The organism is Sphingomonas sp. KC8, assembly GCF_002151445.1.
GTDB lineage: Bacteria > Pseudomonadota > Alphaproteobacteria > Sphingomonadales > Sphingomonadaceae > Sphingomonas_E.
In genome coordinates, this window is the sequence record NZ_CP016306.1 from 2990094 (window position 1) to 3003684 (window position 13591).

Below are 13591 nucleotides of genomic sequence, written 5' to 3' on the forward strand. Positions count from 1 at the left end.
GAGGGCTAGCTTTCCCGGACGAAGGACGCAACGTCTGAAACCCTGTGCGTGGCCACGATGCGAAAGCACGTCACTTTCGGGTTAAACTCCACCGATCATCGCTTCGGGCCGGACGACGCGATCGAACGTGGCGGCATCGACCAGGCCGAGCGCAAGGCCGGCTTCGCGCAACGTGAGGCCATGCGCGTGGGCATGCTTGGCGATCGTCGCGGCGGCATCATAGCCGATCTCGGGCGCAAGCGCGGTCACCAGCATCAGCGATCGATCGACAAGTTCGGCGATGCGTGGTCGATTGGCCTTGAGATCGTCGATGCAACGTTGCGCGAAACTGTCCATCGCGATTGCCAGCAGATCGATCGACCGCAGCACATTGGCACCGATCATCGGCTTGAACACGTTGAGTTCGAGGTGCCCCTGCAGCCCGCCGACGGTGATCGCCTGATGATTGCCGATCACTTGTGCCGCCACCATCGTCAGCATCTCGCACTGGGTGGGGTTGACCTTGCCGGGCATGATCGAACTGCCGGGTTCGTTAGCAGGCAGATCCAGTTCGCCAAGCCCGGAACGGGGGCCGGAACCGAGCAGGCGGATATCGTTGGCGATCTTGGTGAGGGCCACGGCCAGCGTGGCGAGTGTGCCCGACAGGTGAACGAGCGGTTCGTTGCCCGCCAGCGCTTCGAATTTGTTGGGCGCGGTGGCGAAGGGCAGGCCGGTATTGGCGGCGATGGCGGCGGCGACCGCTTCGGCAAAGCCAGCGGGAGCGTTGAGGCCGGTGCCAACCGCCGTGCCGCCCTGCGCCAGCAGGCACATGCCCTGTTCGACCGCCGGTTCGATACGGCGGCGACACCGGTAAAGCTGGTGGGCGTAGCCCGAAAATTCCTGGCCGAGGGTGAGCGGCGTCGCATCCTGCAAATGGGTGCGCCCGATCTTGACGATATCGGCCCATTCGGCGGCCTTTGCATCCAGTGCCGCAAACAGCCGATCGAGCGCGGGCAACAGCGCCCGATGAACCGCAAGGGCGGCGGCGATGTGGAGCGCGGTGGGAAACGTATCGTTCGATGATTGGCCGCGATTCACGTCGTCATTGGGATGGACCGGGTTTTTGCCACCGCGAACGCCGGTCAGCCGTTCATTCGCGCGACCGGCGATCACTTCGTTGACGTTCATGTTGGATTGGGTGCCCGAACCGGTTTGCCAGATAACGAGCGGAAACTGGTCGTCGAGCCGGCCGTCGACGATTTCACCGGCGGCGGCTTCGATCGCATCGGCGATTTCGGGGGCAAGGCCATGGGCGCGGTTTACGCGCGCGGCCGCGCGTTTCACGATCGCGAGCGCATGGATGATGCCGATCGGCATCCGTTCCGCTGCACCGAACGGGAAGTTTTCGATCGATCGTTGCGTCTGCGCGCCCCAATAAGCGTCAGCGGGCACATCGATCAGGCCGATGCTGTCACTTTCGGTGCGATTATCGGCCATATCTTCCTCCGTCAGCCGGCATTCAAGCCGGCCTTTGCGCACCCAAGATGGCGCGTGACGGAGCGGGATTCCAGTTCGCGTGCGGCCGGCGGATTATTTCTTGCGGGTGAAATCCACCGACACGACGTTCGAACCATCTTCGATCGGCGCGGCGACCGGGGGATCGTTGCCCGCAGCCCCGGTTTCCTGAAGATCGTCCTCATCCTCGACCTGCGCCTGGAATTGCAGGGCGAAATTTACCGCCGGATCGACAAAGCCGGTCACCGCCGCGAAGGGGATGATCAGCTTCGACGCGACCTGGTTGAACGACAGGCCGACTTCGAACGCATCGGGGCGGACCTTGAGATCCCAGAAGCGATTCTGGATGACGATCGTCATTTCATCCGGGAAACGTTCGGTCAGGTGCCGGGGGATATCCACCCCGGGCGCACCCGTCTTGAACGTGATGTAGAAATGGTGCTGGCCGGGCAGGCCGCCATTCGCCTCGACCTCGCCCAGCACGCGGCCGACAACGGCGCGCAATGCCTCCTGGACGATCTCGTCATAGGGAATCAAACTCTCGGGCGGGGTGTCGCTCATGTTCGCCTTCGTGAACATTGTGCCATTCAGGGTCAATAGGCTCGTTGCGCGTAGCACCGACGACGCTATAGCGACGGCCATGCGCACGGCCACCATCCAGCGGACGACCAGCGAAACCGACATCCTTGTCGAAGTGAATCTCGACGGGACCGGCAGCTATGAAGTGTCGACCGGAATCGGCTTCCTCGATCACATGCTCGAGCAGCTCTCCCGCCACTCGCTTATCGACTTGAAAGTCGCCGTAAAAGGCGATCTTCACATCGATCAGCACCACACCACCGAGGACAGCGCGATCGCGCTGGGCGAAGCGGTGGCCAAGGCGCTGGGCGATCGCCGGGGGATCACCCGCTACGGCCATGCCTATGCGCCGATGGACGAGACGCTGACGCGAGTCGCGATCGATATTTCGGGGCGGCCTTTTTTGGTGTGGCGTTCCGCGTTCACCCAGCCGCGGCTGGGTGAAATGGATGCCGAGCTGTTCGAACACTGGTTCCACAGCTTTGCGCTCGCCGCCGGAATCACGCTGCACGTCGAAACGCTGTACGGCCGCAACAACCATCATATCGTGGAAAGCGCGTACAAGGCGCTGGCCCGCGCGCTGCGCATCGCAATCGAAATCGATCCGCGCAAGGCCGATTCGGTACCATCGACCAAGGGGACCCTAGGCGGCCATGGCTGAGCGCATCGCGCTCGTCGACTATGGTGCGGGCAATCTGAAATCGGTTGAAAATGCGCTCCGCGCAGCCGGGGCGACTGCAGTGGACGTGACGGCGGACCCCGCGATCGTGCGCGCGGCCGACCGCATCGTCCTGCCGGGTGTTGGTGCGTTCGCCGCCTGCATGGGCGCGCTTTCGGGCATATCGGGGATGATCGCGGCGATGGACGAGGCGGTGCGCGGTCGCGGCCGGCCGTTCCTTGGCGTGTGTGTCGGCATGCAATTGCTGGCCGATGCCGGCGAGGAACATGGCCGCCACCCCGGCCTCGGCTGGATCGGCGGCACGGTGCGTGCGCTGAACCCCGCCGATCCGGCGTTGAAGGTGCCGCACATGGGCTGGAACGACGTGCGGCCAACCCGGCCGGGCGGACTGATCGAGCCGGGCGAAGCCTATTATCTCCACAGCTTTGCCTTTGATGGCGCAGCACCCGAAGATCTGGCCGCGACGACTGATCATGGCGGTCCGGTGACCGCCGCGGTCGCGCGCGACACGATCATCGGCGTCCAGTTTCACCCCGAAAAGAGCCAGGCTTATGGCCTTGCCTTCCTTGCCCGTTTTCTCGCCTGGAAACCCTGATGTCGCTGATCGTTTTTCCCGCCATTGATCTCAAGGGCGGTCAGGTCGTCCGCCTCGCCGAAGGCGATATGGCGCGCGCCACCATTTATGGTGATGACCCCGCCGATCAGGCGCGCAAGTTCGCCGCAGCCGGTGCCGATCATCTCCATGTCGTCGATCTGGATGGGGCCTTTGCCGGCCGCGCGGTGAATGCCGATGCGGTGGAAGCCATCATTCGCGCTTTCCCCGGCAAGGTGCAGGTCGGTGGCGGCATCCGCGATCGTGCGGCGGTCGATCGCTGGCTGGGCCTCGGTGTCGATCGTATCGTGATCGGATCGGCGGCACTGGATGATCCCGATTTCGTGAAGGCCGCCGCGCGCGAGCTGCCCGGCCGGATCGTCGTTGGCGTCGATGCGCGCGACGGCATGGTTGCGACGCACGGCTGGGCCGACGTGTCCGACGTGTCGGTGATCGAACTGGCGCAGCGTTTCGCCGATGCGGGGGTCGCCGCCTTGCTGTTCACCGATGTCGGCCGCGACGGGCTGCTGAAGGGGTGCAACATCGACGCGACGATCCATCTGGCACGGCACACCAGCATTCCGGTGATCGCCAGCGGCGGCGTCGCCGATCTGCGCGATATCGTGGCGCTGGCGGGCACGGCGGACGAAGGCATCGAAGGCGTGATCACCGGGCGGGCATTGTATGACGGCCGGCTCGATCTGGCCGAAGCGCTGGCGGTGGCGCGGGGATGACGGTCCGCACGCGGATCATCCCCTGTCTCGACGTGGCCGGTGGCCGCGTCGTCAAGGGTGTCAACTTCGTCGATCTGGCGGATGCCGGCGATCCTGTCGAACAGGCGCGTGTCTATGACGCGGCCGGGGCGGACGAGCTGTGCTTCCTCGATATCACCGCCACCCATGAAGGGCGCGGCACGATCCTCGACGTGGTCGCGCGGACGGCGGCGGTGTGCTTCATGCCGCTCACCGTGGGCGGGGGCGTGCGCGCGGTGGAGGATGCCCGCGCGTTGCTGCTGGCCGGGGCGGACAAGGTTGCGGTCAATTCCGCCGCCGTCGCCCGGCCCGAACTGGTGGCCGACATGGCCGAACGTTTCGGCGCGCAATGCGTGGTCGGCGCCGTCGATGCGCGCAGCGTTGCGCCCGGCAAGTGGGAAATCTTCACCCATGGCGGCCGCAAGCCGACGGGGATCGACGCCGTGGCGCATGCCGTGCGGCTGGCCGAACTGGGCGCTGGCGAACTGCTGATCACATCGATGGACCGCGATGGCACGCGGGATGGCTATGACCTCGCCTTGATCCGCGCGATTGCCGACAAGGTGCGCGTGCCGGTGATCGCCAGCGGCGGCGTCGGTTCGCTCGATCATCTGGTTGCTGGCGTCATCGAAGGCCATGCCAGCGCGGTGCTGGCGGCGTCGATCTTCCATTTCGGCCAATATTCGGTGGCCGAGGCGCGCGCGGCGCTTGGCGCGGCGGGGCTGCCCGTCCGTTCATGATTGACGGCGGCGTGGCCGCCACGGCAGGAATAGACATGTCCGACACGCTTGCCCGTCTTGAAACCACGATCCGCGCACGCCGTGGCGCCGATCCGGCGACATCCTATGCCGCCAGGCTGTTCACTCGCGGCCGGCCCAAAATCGCGCAGAAGTTGGGCGAGGAAGCGGTGGAAACGGTGATCGCGGCTAGGGCCGATGATCGTGACGAAATCGTCAAGGAGGCCGCCGATCTGCTGTTCCACCTGACCGTGCTGCTGGCCGACATGGATGTGCCCATGGCCGCCGTGCTGGGCGAACTCGATCGGCGCGAAGGCGTATCGGGGCTGACGGAAAAGGCGGCGCGGCCGCCGGAATAGGACCTTTATGCCGATAGACGCCACTCTGCCTTATGACACCGACAACATTTTTGCGCGCATCCTACGCAACGAAATCCCGGCCAGGACCGTCTATGAGGACGATTACGCGCTGGCTTTCCACGACATCAACCCGCAGGCCCCGACGCATATATTGGTGATCCCCAAGGGGGCCTATGTGTCCTGGGACGATTTTTCGGCCCGCGCCAATGACGCGGAAATCGCCGGTTTCGTCCGCGCCGTCGGCCATGTTGCCCGCGCGGCCGGGCTGGTGGAACCCGGCTATCGCCTGCTGGCCAATGCCGGGCCGGACAGCCATCAGGAAGTGCCCCACCTCCACGTTCATGTCTTTGCCGGGCGGCCGTTGGGACCGATGCTCAGCAAAACATAATCTGTTGCGCAGGCAAGATTAGCCTTTACGCTCGCGCCAACATGAATTTTCAGGCGCGGCCGGCGGATGTCGGGACCGCGACGGGGGATGTTAATGACAACAAAAGCCAATTCAGGGTTGATCGCGCGATTGATGGCGCGAAAAAGTGTCGCACAGGTCCAGCGCGAATCCGAAACCAGCGAACTGAAACGTACGCTGGGGGCGTGGAACCTCATGCTGCTGGGCATCGGGTGCATTATCGGGGCCGGCATCTTCGTGCGGACCGGCAACGCCGCCGCGCTCCACGCTGGCCCGGCCGTCTTGATTTCGTTCGTTATCGCCGGCGCGGTCTGCGCGCTTGCGGGTTTGTGCTACGCCGAATTATCGTCGTCGCTTCCGGTTTCGGGATCGGCCTACACCTATTCCTACACCACGCTGGGCGAGTTTGCCGCCTGGATCATGGGATCGCTGCTGCTGCTGGAATATGGCCTTGCCGCGTCCGTCGTCGCGGTCGGCTGGTCGGGCTATGTCGTCAGCCTGCTGGGCGATTTCGGCCTCGTCATCCCCGAAACGCTGACCGGGCCGTTCGGACATGTCGACCCCAAGACCGGCGTGACCACCTTGTTCAACCTGCCGGCCTTCGCGGTTTGCACCCTGCTCGGGCTGCTGCTGGTGGTTGGCGTTTCGGAATCGGCCAAGGTCAACAACATCATCGTCGCGATCAAGGTGAGCGTGATCATCGCGTTCATCGCCATCGGCGGCTATATGGTGCTGAGCAATCTGGGCGAACTAACCGCGAAGAACTGGACCCCGTTCATCCCTGAACCGACGGGCGACAAAGGCGAATTTGGCTGGGGCGGCATCCTGCGCGCGGCGTCGATCGTGTTTTTTGCCTATATCGGCTTCGAGGCGGTTTCCACCGCTGGCCAGGAAGCGAAAAACCCCAAGCGCGACATGCCGATCGGCATCATCGGATCGCTGGTCGTCTGCACCGTGCTCTACATGCTCGTCGCCGCCGTGCTGACGCTGATCGTCAATTATAAGGGCCTCAACGTGCCCGATCCGGTGGCGGTTGCGGTCGACAGCTTTGGCCCGCAATGGGCGTGGTTCGCCAAGCTCATCAAGGTAGGCGCGATCATCGGCCTTACGTCGGTGGTGCTGGTGCTGATGTATGGCCAGACGCGCATTTTCTACACCATGGCGCGCGATGGCCTGCTGCCGCGCATTTTCGCCACCGTCCACCCGCGGTTCAAGACGCCGTGGATCAACACGATCCTGGTGGCGCTGATGACGGCATTTGCGGCAGGCTTCTTTGATATCAACACGCTGGGCGACATGACTTCGGTCGGCACGCTTGCCGCGTTCGGCATCGTCTGCCTGACGGTGATCTGGCTGCGCACGACCCACCCCAATCTGCCGCGCGGGTTCAAGGTGCCCTTGTATCCGGTGCTGCCGGCGCTGGGGATCGTCTCCTGCTTTGCGCTGATCTTCACCGTTGAAGCCCGCGTTCTGGTCTTTTTCGGCTGGTTCATGCTGGGCGCGATCATCCTCTATTTCCTCTATGGGATGAGCCATTCGCGGCTCGCCCATGGCCAGGATCAGGTGGATGCGCCGGAAATGGGCGAGTTCCCGGCGCCGGTGCACGAGGAGGGGCGCTAAGCCCCTCCGCGGTTCGGACGCCGACCAAAAGAAAACCCGCCCGGGCACGATGCCGGGGCGGGTTTTCTTTTGGTCGGCAATGATTGGCGCGCGGGCTATTCGTGCGCGCGGCCGAAATCGGGGCGGGCATCGTCCTGCCCCTGTTCGATGATCGACCGGCGGATCGCCCGTGTGCGGGTGAACAGATCGAACAGGGCATCGCCATCGCCCCAGCGGATCGCGCGCTGGAGGGCGGTGATATCTTCGGAAAAACGCTGGAGCATTTCCAGCACGGCATCCTTGTTGGCGAGGAACACGTCGCGCCACATCGTCGGATCGGACGCGGCGATGCGGGTGAAATCGCGGAAACCGCCAGCCGAATATTTGATCACCTCGCTCTGCGTCACTTCTTCCAGATCGGATGCGGTGCCGACGATGGTGTAGGCGATCAGATGCGGCAGATGGCTGGTGATGGCGAGGACGAGATCATGATGGCGCGGATCCATCCGTTCGACCTTCGCGCCCAGCCCTTCCCAGAACGTGGTGAGCCGCGCGACAGCGGCCTCAGGTGCGCCATCGGGCGGGGTGATGATGCACCAGCGGCCATGAAACAGGCTGGAAAAACCGGCGTCCGGGCCGCTATTTTCGGTGCCGGCGACGGGATGCGCGGGGATGATCGTCGCGCCCGGCAGCGCATCCAGGAGCGCGGCAGCAACGCCAGCCTTGGACGAACCGACATCACTGACGATCGCATCGCCCGGCAGTTCGGCGGCGATCGCCTCGCCTACCGCCGCCATCGCGCCGACGGGAACGCACAGGATGACGAGATCGGCATCGGTGACGGCGGCGCCCGCCGTGTCGGTGACATCGTCGACCAGATCGAGTTCGCGGACGCGGGCGCGGACGAGCGGATCGGCATCATGCCCGGTTAGCCGCACGGTGGGCATGTGCTGGCGCACCGCCCGCGCGATCGACGAGCCGATCAGCCCCAGCCCGATGATCGAGACACGCGCGAACGGCAGCATCAGCCCGCGCTGCCCACGATTTCGCGCAGTGCAGCGGCGAGGCCACGCGTTTCCGCTTCGGTGCCGATCGTGATGCGCAACGCCTGCGGCAGGCCCTGTCCAGGCAGCCAGCGGACGATATAGCCGTGATCCATCAGCGCCTTGTAGGCGTGTTCGGCGGTGACGGCGCCTTCGAACAGGATAAGGAGGAAATTGGCCTTGGACGGCACGCTGCGCAGGCCGGCATTGCCGAGGCTGGCGATCTCGCTTTCCAGCCAGGCGCGCCAGCGGGCATTATGTTCACGGCTGTGATCGACGAACGCCTGATCTTCGATCGCGGCGATCGCGGCCAGCTGGCCGGCGGTGGTGACGTTGAACGGCGCACGAATCTTGTGCATCGCTTCGATCACATGGGCCGGGCCATAGCCCCAGCCGATCCGTTCCGCCGCGAGACCAAAGATCTTGGAGAAGGTGCGCGTGACGAGCACGTTCGACGCGGATTGCGCAAGTTCGAACGCGCCGTCATCATCGGCCGGATCGAGATATTCGGCATAGGCCTGATCGACCACGAACAGGCAATCGGCCGGCAGCCCGGCATGGAGCCGCAGCAGTTCCGCGCGCGGAATGAAGGTGCCGGTGGGGTTGTTCGGATTGGCGAGAAAGACGACGCGGGTGCGTTCGGTGACGGCGGCGAGCAGGGCATCGACGTCGGTCGCATAATCGCGGTCTTCGGCCTCGACCGGGGTCGCGCCGACGCGGCGGGCCGCGATCGGGTAGACCGAAAAGCCATAGCGGACGAACAGCACTTCATCGCCGACGCCGGCAAACGCCCCTGCGGCGAGATGGAGCACCTCATCCGATCCGGTACCGTGGATCACGCGCGCCGGATCCAGCCCGTAACGCGCCGCAATCGCCCCGCGCAGCGCGGCCGCACCGGCATCGGGATAACGATCGAGCGAGGTGGCGCCGGCCGCAAACGCAGCACGCGCGGCGTCGCCGGTACCCAGCGGATTTTCGTTCGATGAAAGCTTGGCGACCTTGCGGCCGTCATCGGTGGTGGAGCGGCCCGGCACATAGGGTGCAATGGCGTCGATCCAGGGCTTGGGTTGGGGCGCAGTCATGAGCCGGGGCCTTAGCGCAGCCGCGACCGGAAAAACATCCTCAAAGGCGCCGGAGTTCGCCGGAGCCGGCAAGGGGGTGTCCCGCATGACACGATATGGCGGCACGCGGGACGGGATCTGGGATCAGGCGCCGATCCGGAACGCGCAGAGCTTATTGCCGTCGAGATCGCGGAAATAGGCCGCGTAGAATGCGTTATCGCCTTCGCCGCCGCGATTGCCCGGGCCGCCTTCGTCCTTGCTGCCCAGCGCCAGCGCCTTGGCGTGAAGCGCATCGATCGTGGCGCGGCTGTCCATCGGCAGCGATATCATCACGCCATTCCCCACGGTCGCGGGATTGCCGTCATAGGGGACATAACGCCGAACATGGGCACTTCATGATTAGGCCCCCAGGCGCACATCCGGTCCATTTCCATGATCCGGCCGATGCCGAGCGAGCCGAACAGCGCGTCATAATAGTCCTTGGCGCGCTCCAGATCGTTCGTGCCAACCAGCGTATAACCGATCATTCTACTCTCCTATCTGTCTTATCCGAGGCCGATCCGCCGCATCACCTTGCGAGTGAAGGGCTGCAGGCGATGCGGCACCCAATCGTTGACGAAATGCTGGCGGCGAACCTGCCAGTCGACCCGATCGGATGTGCCGGGACGGGCCTGAAAGGTGGTGGTGCGTTCCGGCACCGATGCCGCGCCTTCCGGGAAAGCGGTGTAATAATATAGCGCGATCGAACGGCGGGCACGATCGCGTGGGCAGGTGAGCGGTTCGGGATGGCCGTGGAAACTGTCGAGCGCGGTGTTGAACAGCACGGCACGGCCGAATAACGGCGCGATCGCCTTTTGCCGGGCGGTCATCCCCTTATCCCACAGTTCGAGATTGCCGCCATATTCGGGTGGCCAGTCGTCGTTGAGATAGATCAGCAGGTTGAGGCGCCGTTCCACCTTCATCCGGCCGTGGATGTTGAAATCGGCATGGACCGACAGATGCCCGCCGGCGTGGATTTCGTGCAGGCCGCCGCCCGAATAATAAGGGTCAGGGATCAGGCCCTTGATCCCCGAAATCGCCTCGATGAAGCGGATGAAGGCATCGCTGTTGAGTTCGGCGAGCAGGTTGCGGATCAGCGCGCTATCGATCGTGTTGGGATGGAATTGATATTTCAGCCGTTCCTGTGCGCGATCGAAATGCGTGCGCCCGTCGACCGAGGGAAATTCCGCCAATACGCGGCGCAGCAGGCCGGCATCGATGAAATCGTCGATCACCGCATGGGGGAAGGGCTGTGCCGCGGCATAATCGGCCGCCAGGGCCGCGCCGGCGGTTTTGCACTCCTCCGTGTCGAAATGCAGATATCCATCGATGTCGCGAACGGTAAGCAATGGCATTGGACCAGCCCCTCCCCAAGCCGGATGCGTCTAGCATCGCATGGGGCGACGCGACAAAGGTGTAAATGGCGGCCGGTGCGCCGGATTTGCGATTGGCGAAAGCCGCCGGGCGATCAACTCGCGCAGGTATCCGCGACATGCTTGCCGCTGGAATGCGCCACCATTTTCATCGTTGCGCCGTTCGGGCCGCCCTTGCCATTCATCGTGACTGTCATGTCATAGGAATCGGGGGCGTAGTTGCCCGAAAGCTCCATCCGCATCGGCCCGGCCTGCCCTTCGCCCGATTGGCAGACGATCACGGCGGATAGTTTGCCGCCGGCCATGTCGAACGATTCGGATTTGCAATTGCCGTTCTTCAGATCGGGATGCGCGAAGAAATCCGATGCCGGCCGGGCTGCTTGTTCGGGCGTGACGCAATTCTTGAATTCGGTCTTCCGGCCGACATTGCCCTTGAGCATTGCGGGATCGACGCCATCGACTTCCATCGACACCAGTTCGGTCGTCGCGTCCCAGGCACCCGGCTTGATCTTGATCGTTTCGGCGACGGCGGCCGGTGTCGCGGCGCTTTCCTGCGCAGCCTTCTTGGCGCCATCTTCCTTGCCGCAACCGGCGAGCAGGACGAGCGAAACCAGAACGATGGGACGTAACAGCATCGGGGCATTCCTCGCAATTGCGAACAGAACGACAACATCCCATATTCGGGTGCAATGGCAATCCAGATTCGCACCAGCCTCGCCGAACCGGAAACGGGAGAGAACTTCGTTCCGCATCGGCCCGAACGTCCGCCCAAGGTGGAGGGCGGAAAGCCGTTCAAAATTGTTTCGGACTATCAGCCGGCGGGCGACCAGCCGACCGCGATCGCCGAACTGGTGAAACAGGCGCAGGCGGGGGAACGCGATCAGGTGCTGCTGGGCGTCACCGGATCGGGCAAGACCTTCACCATGGCCAAAGTGGTCGAAGCATTGCAGCGGCCGGCGCTAGTGCTGGCCCCGAACAAGATTCTCGCGGCCCAATTATATGGCGAGTTCAAGAGCTTCTTTCCCGACAATGCGGTCGAATTTTTCGTCAGCTATTATGATTATTACCAGCCCGAAGCCTATGTGCCGCGCACCGACACGTACATAGAGAAAGAATCGTCGATCAACGAGGCGATCGACCGGATGCGCCATTCGGCCACCCGGTCGCTGCTCGAACGGGATGATGTGCTGATCGTCGCGTCGGTGTCCTGCCTTTATGGTATCGGATCGGTCGAAACCTATTCGGCGATGATCTTCGATCTGAAAAAGGGCCAGACGGTCGACCAGCGCGAAATCATCCGCAAGCTGGTGGCGCTGCAGTATAAGCGCAACGATCAGGCGTTCACACGCGGCACGTTCCGCGTGCGCGGCGATACGCTGGAACTTTTCCCGTCCCATTATGAAGATAGCGCCTGGCGGATCACGTTCTTCAGCGATGAAATCGAGGCAATCGTCGAGTTCGATCCGCTGACCGGCAAGAAGGCCGCGTCGCTCGATTATGTCCGCGTCTATGCCAACAGCCATTATGTGACGCCGGGGCCGACCCTGAAGCAGGCGAGCGAGGCGATCCGCCACGAACTGGCCGAGCGGCTGAAGGAACTGGTGGCCGAAGGCAAGCTGATCGAGGCGCAGCGGATCGAGCAGCGCACCAATTTCGACCTGGAGATGATCGCAGCGACGGGCAGCTGCGCCGGGATCGAAAATTACAGCCGCTTCCTGACCGGCCGGCTGCCGGGGGAACCGCCACCCACTTTGTTCGAATATCTGCCGGAAAACGCCCTGTTGTTCGTCGATGAAAGCCACCAGACGATCGGCCAAGTCAACGGCATGGCGCGGGGCGATCACCGCCGCAAGATCACCTTGGCCGAATATGGGTTCCGTCTGCCGAGCTGCATCGACAACAGGCCGCTGCGCTTCAACGAATGGGATGCGATGCGCCCGCAGACGGTGTGCGTGTCGGCGACGCCAGGGCCGTGGGAGATGGAGCAGACCGGCGGGGTCTTCGTCGAACAGGTGATTCGCCCGACCGGGCTGATCGATCCCCCGGTCGAGGTGCGCCCGGTGGAGGATCAGGTCGACGATCTGGTCCGCGAATGCCGGGCGGTGGCGGCCAGTGGCTATCGCGCGCTGGTGACGACCCTGACCAAGCGGATGGCCGAGGACCTGACCGAATATCTTCACGAAGCGGGGTTGAAGGTTCGGTACATGCATTCCGACGTCGAGACGCTGGAACGCATCGAGCTGATCCGCGATCTCCGGCTGGGTGTTTATGATGTGCTGGTGGGCATCAACCTGCTGCGCGAGGGCCTGGACATTCCTGAATGCGGGCTGGTGGCGATCCTCGATGCCGACAAGGAAGGTTTCCTGCGATCGGAAACGTCGCTGATCCAGACGATCGGCCGCGCCGCGCGCAACGCCGATGGCCGGGTGATCCTCTATGCCGACCGGATCACCGGATCGATGGAACGGGCGATGGCCGAAACCGATCGGCGCCGCGAAAAGCAGCTCGCCTACAATCTGGAACATGGCATCACGCCGGAAAGCGTGAAGCGCGCGGTGGCCGATATTGTCGGCCATCTGGCGTCGAAGGATCAGGTGACGGTCGACACCGGGATCGACGATCGCCCCCACATGGTGGGCCATAACCTGCGGAGCTATATCGAGGAACTGGAAGGCAGGATGCGCAAGGCCGCCGCCGACCTCGAATTTGAAGAGGCCGGGCGGCTGCGCGACGAGATTCGCAAGCTCGAACAGCAGGAACTGGGCCTGCCCATCGAGGAGCATCGCGCGCCGGTGAAGGCGCACTCGACGCAGGGCCGGCCGGGGACGCGCAAGACGCGATTCGGCAAAACCCAGCGCAAATTTGGCGGGCGCTGACG

Annotated in this window: 16 protein-coding genes; 8 read left to right on the forward strand and 8 right to left on the reverse strand. The window is 63.9% G+C overall.

Going from position 1 to position 13591, the window contains the following annotated elements:
• Positions 1 to 81: 81 nt before the first annotated feature.
• Both fumC and KC8_RS14045 read right to left on the reverse strand, forming a co-directional pair.
• The gene (gene fumC, locus KC8_RS14040) at positions 82 to 1476 is read right to left on the reverse strand and encodes a class II fumarate hydratase (RefSeq protein WP_029624330.1); all 1395 of its coding nucleotides are present in this window, start codon (positions 1474 to 1476) and stop codon (positions 82 to 84) included.
• Between the two features lie 93 nt (positions 1477 to 1569).
• Complete coding sequence (locus KC8_RS14045; protein ID WP_010124083.1) at positions 1570 to 2055, reverse strand: SspB family protein; 486 nt, start codon at positions 2053 to 2055, stop codon at positions 1570 to 1572.
• Positions 2056 to 2134: 79 nt separating this feature from the next.
• Here KC8_RS14045 and hisB point away from each other — a divergent pair, with 79 nt between their 5' ends.
• The 7 genes from hisB (at position 2135) to KC8_RS14080 (ending at position 7218) form a co-directional block, all read left to right on the forward strand.
• Entirely contained in the window at positions 2135 to 2734 is a 600-nt protein-coding gene (gene hisB / locus KC8_RS14050) for an imidazoleglycerol-phosphate dehydratase HisB (RefSeq protein ID WP_010124084.1), read from the forward strand.
• Entirely contained in the window at positions 2727 to 3347 is a 621-nt protein-coding gene (gene hisH, locus KC8_RS14055; RefSeq protein ID WP_010124085.1) for an imidazole glycerol phosphate synthase subunit HisH, read from the forward strand. The genes hisB and hisH overlap by 8 nt, the downstream gene beginning before the upstream one ends.
• Positions 3347 to 4078 carry a 1-(5-phosphoribosyl)-5-[(5-phosphoribosylamino)methylideneamino]imidazole-4-carboxamide isomerase gene (hisA, locus tag KC8_RS14060; RefSeq protein ID WP_010124087.1) on the forward strand — a complete coding sequence of 244 codons (732 nt, stop codon included), beginning with the start codon at positions 3347 to 3349 and terminating at the stop codon, positions 4076 to 4078. Before hisH ends, hisA begins: the two co-directional genes overlap by 1 nt.
• A complete protein-coding gene (gene hisF, locus KC8_RS14065; RefSeq protein ID WP_010124088.1) occupies positions 4075 to 4836 on the forward strand; it encodes an imidazole glycerol phosphate synthase subunit HisF in 762 nt (253 codons plus the stop codon). The genes hisA and hisF overlap by 4 nt, the downstream gene beginning before the upstream one ends.
• Before the next feature lie 35 nt (positions 4837 to 4871).
• Positions 4872 to 5192, forward strand: a complete 321-nt coding sequence (locus KC8_RS14070) for a phosphoribosyl-ATP diphosphatase (protein WP_010124089.1) — start codon at positions 4872 to 4874, stop codon at positions 5190 to 5192.
• 7 nt (positions 5193 to 5199) lie between these two features.
• Complete coding sequence (locus KC8_RS14075; RefSeq protein ID WP_010124090.1) at positions 5200 to 5580, forward strand: histidine triad nucleotide-binding protein; 381 nt, start codon at positions 5200 to 5202, stop codon at positions 5578 to 5580.
• A gap of 132 nt (positions 5581 to 5712) precedes the next feature.
• Entirely contained in the window at positions 5713 to 7218 is a 1506-nt protein-coding gene (locus tag KC8_RS14080) for an amino acid permease (protein ID WP_232455550.1), read from the forward strand.
• A 95-nt stretch (positions 7219 to 7313) separates the two neighbouring features.
• Here KC8_RS14080 and KC8_RS14085 read toward each other — a convergent pair whose 3' ends face one another.
• The 6 genes from KC8_RS14085 to KC8_RS14105 all read right to left on the reverse strand — a co-directional run bounded on the left by KC8_RS14085 (position 7314) and on the right by KC8_RS14105 (position 11348).
• Positions 7314 to 8222 (reverse strand): prephenate/arogenate dehydrogenase family protein, encoded by a 909-nt coding sequence (locus KC8_RS14085; RefSeq protein WP_010124094.1) that lies wholly within the window; start codon positions 8220 to 8222, stop codon positions 7314 to 7316.
• Positions 8222 to 9322 carry a histidinol-phosphate transaminase gene (gene hisC / locus KC8_RS14090; RefSeq protein ID WP_010124095.1) on the reverse strand — a complete coding sequence of 367 codons (1101 nt, stop codon included), beginning with the start codon at positions 9320 to 9322 and terminating at the stop codon, positions 8222 to 8224. The genes KC8_RS14085 and hisC overlap by 1 nt, the downstream gene beginning before the upstream one ends.
• A 123-nt stretch (positions 9323 to 9445) precedes the next feature.
• On the reverse strand, positions 9446 to 9634 hold the full coding sequence (locus KC8_RS20605) for a hypothetical protein (protein ID WP_308733503.1): 189 nt from the start codon (positions 9632 to 9634) through the stop codon (positions 9446 to 9448).
• Positions 9631 to 9828, reverse strand: coding sequence for a hypothetical protein (locus tag KC8_RS20610; RefSeq protein ID WP_308733505.1), 198 nt, complete (start codon positions 9826 to 9828; stop codon positions 9631 to 9633). Before KC8_RS20610 ends, KC8_RS20605 begins: the two co-directional genes overlap by 4 nt.
• Before the next feature lie 18 nt (positions 9829 to 9846).
• Positions 9847 to 10695: a 2OG-Fe(II) oxygenase gene (locus KC8_RS14100; protein WP_010124096.1), complete on the reverse strand. Its 849-nt coding sequence runs from the start codon at positions 10693 to 10695 to the stop codon at positions 9847 to 9849.
• Positions 10696 to 10808: 113 nt separating this feature from the next.
• Positions 10809 to 11348, reverse strand: a complete 540-nt coding sequence (locus tag KC8_RS14105; RefSeq protein WP_010124097.1) for a DUF3617 domain-containing protein — start codon at positions 11346 to 11348, stop codon at positions 10809 to 10811.
• Between the two features lie 54 nt (positions 11349 to 11402).
• Between KC8_RS14105 and uvrB the strand changes: the two genes are divergently transcribed.
• On the forward strand, positions 11403 to 13589 hold the full coding sequence (uvrB, locus tag KC8_RS14110) for an excinuclease ABC subunit UvrB (protein WP_010124099.1): 2187 nt from the start codon (positions 11403 to 11405) through the stop codon (positions 13587 to 13589).
• The last annotated feature ends 2 nt before the right edge of the window (positions 13590 to 13591 follow it).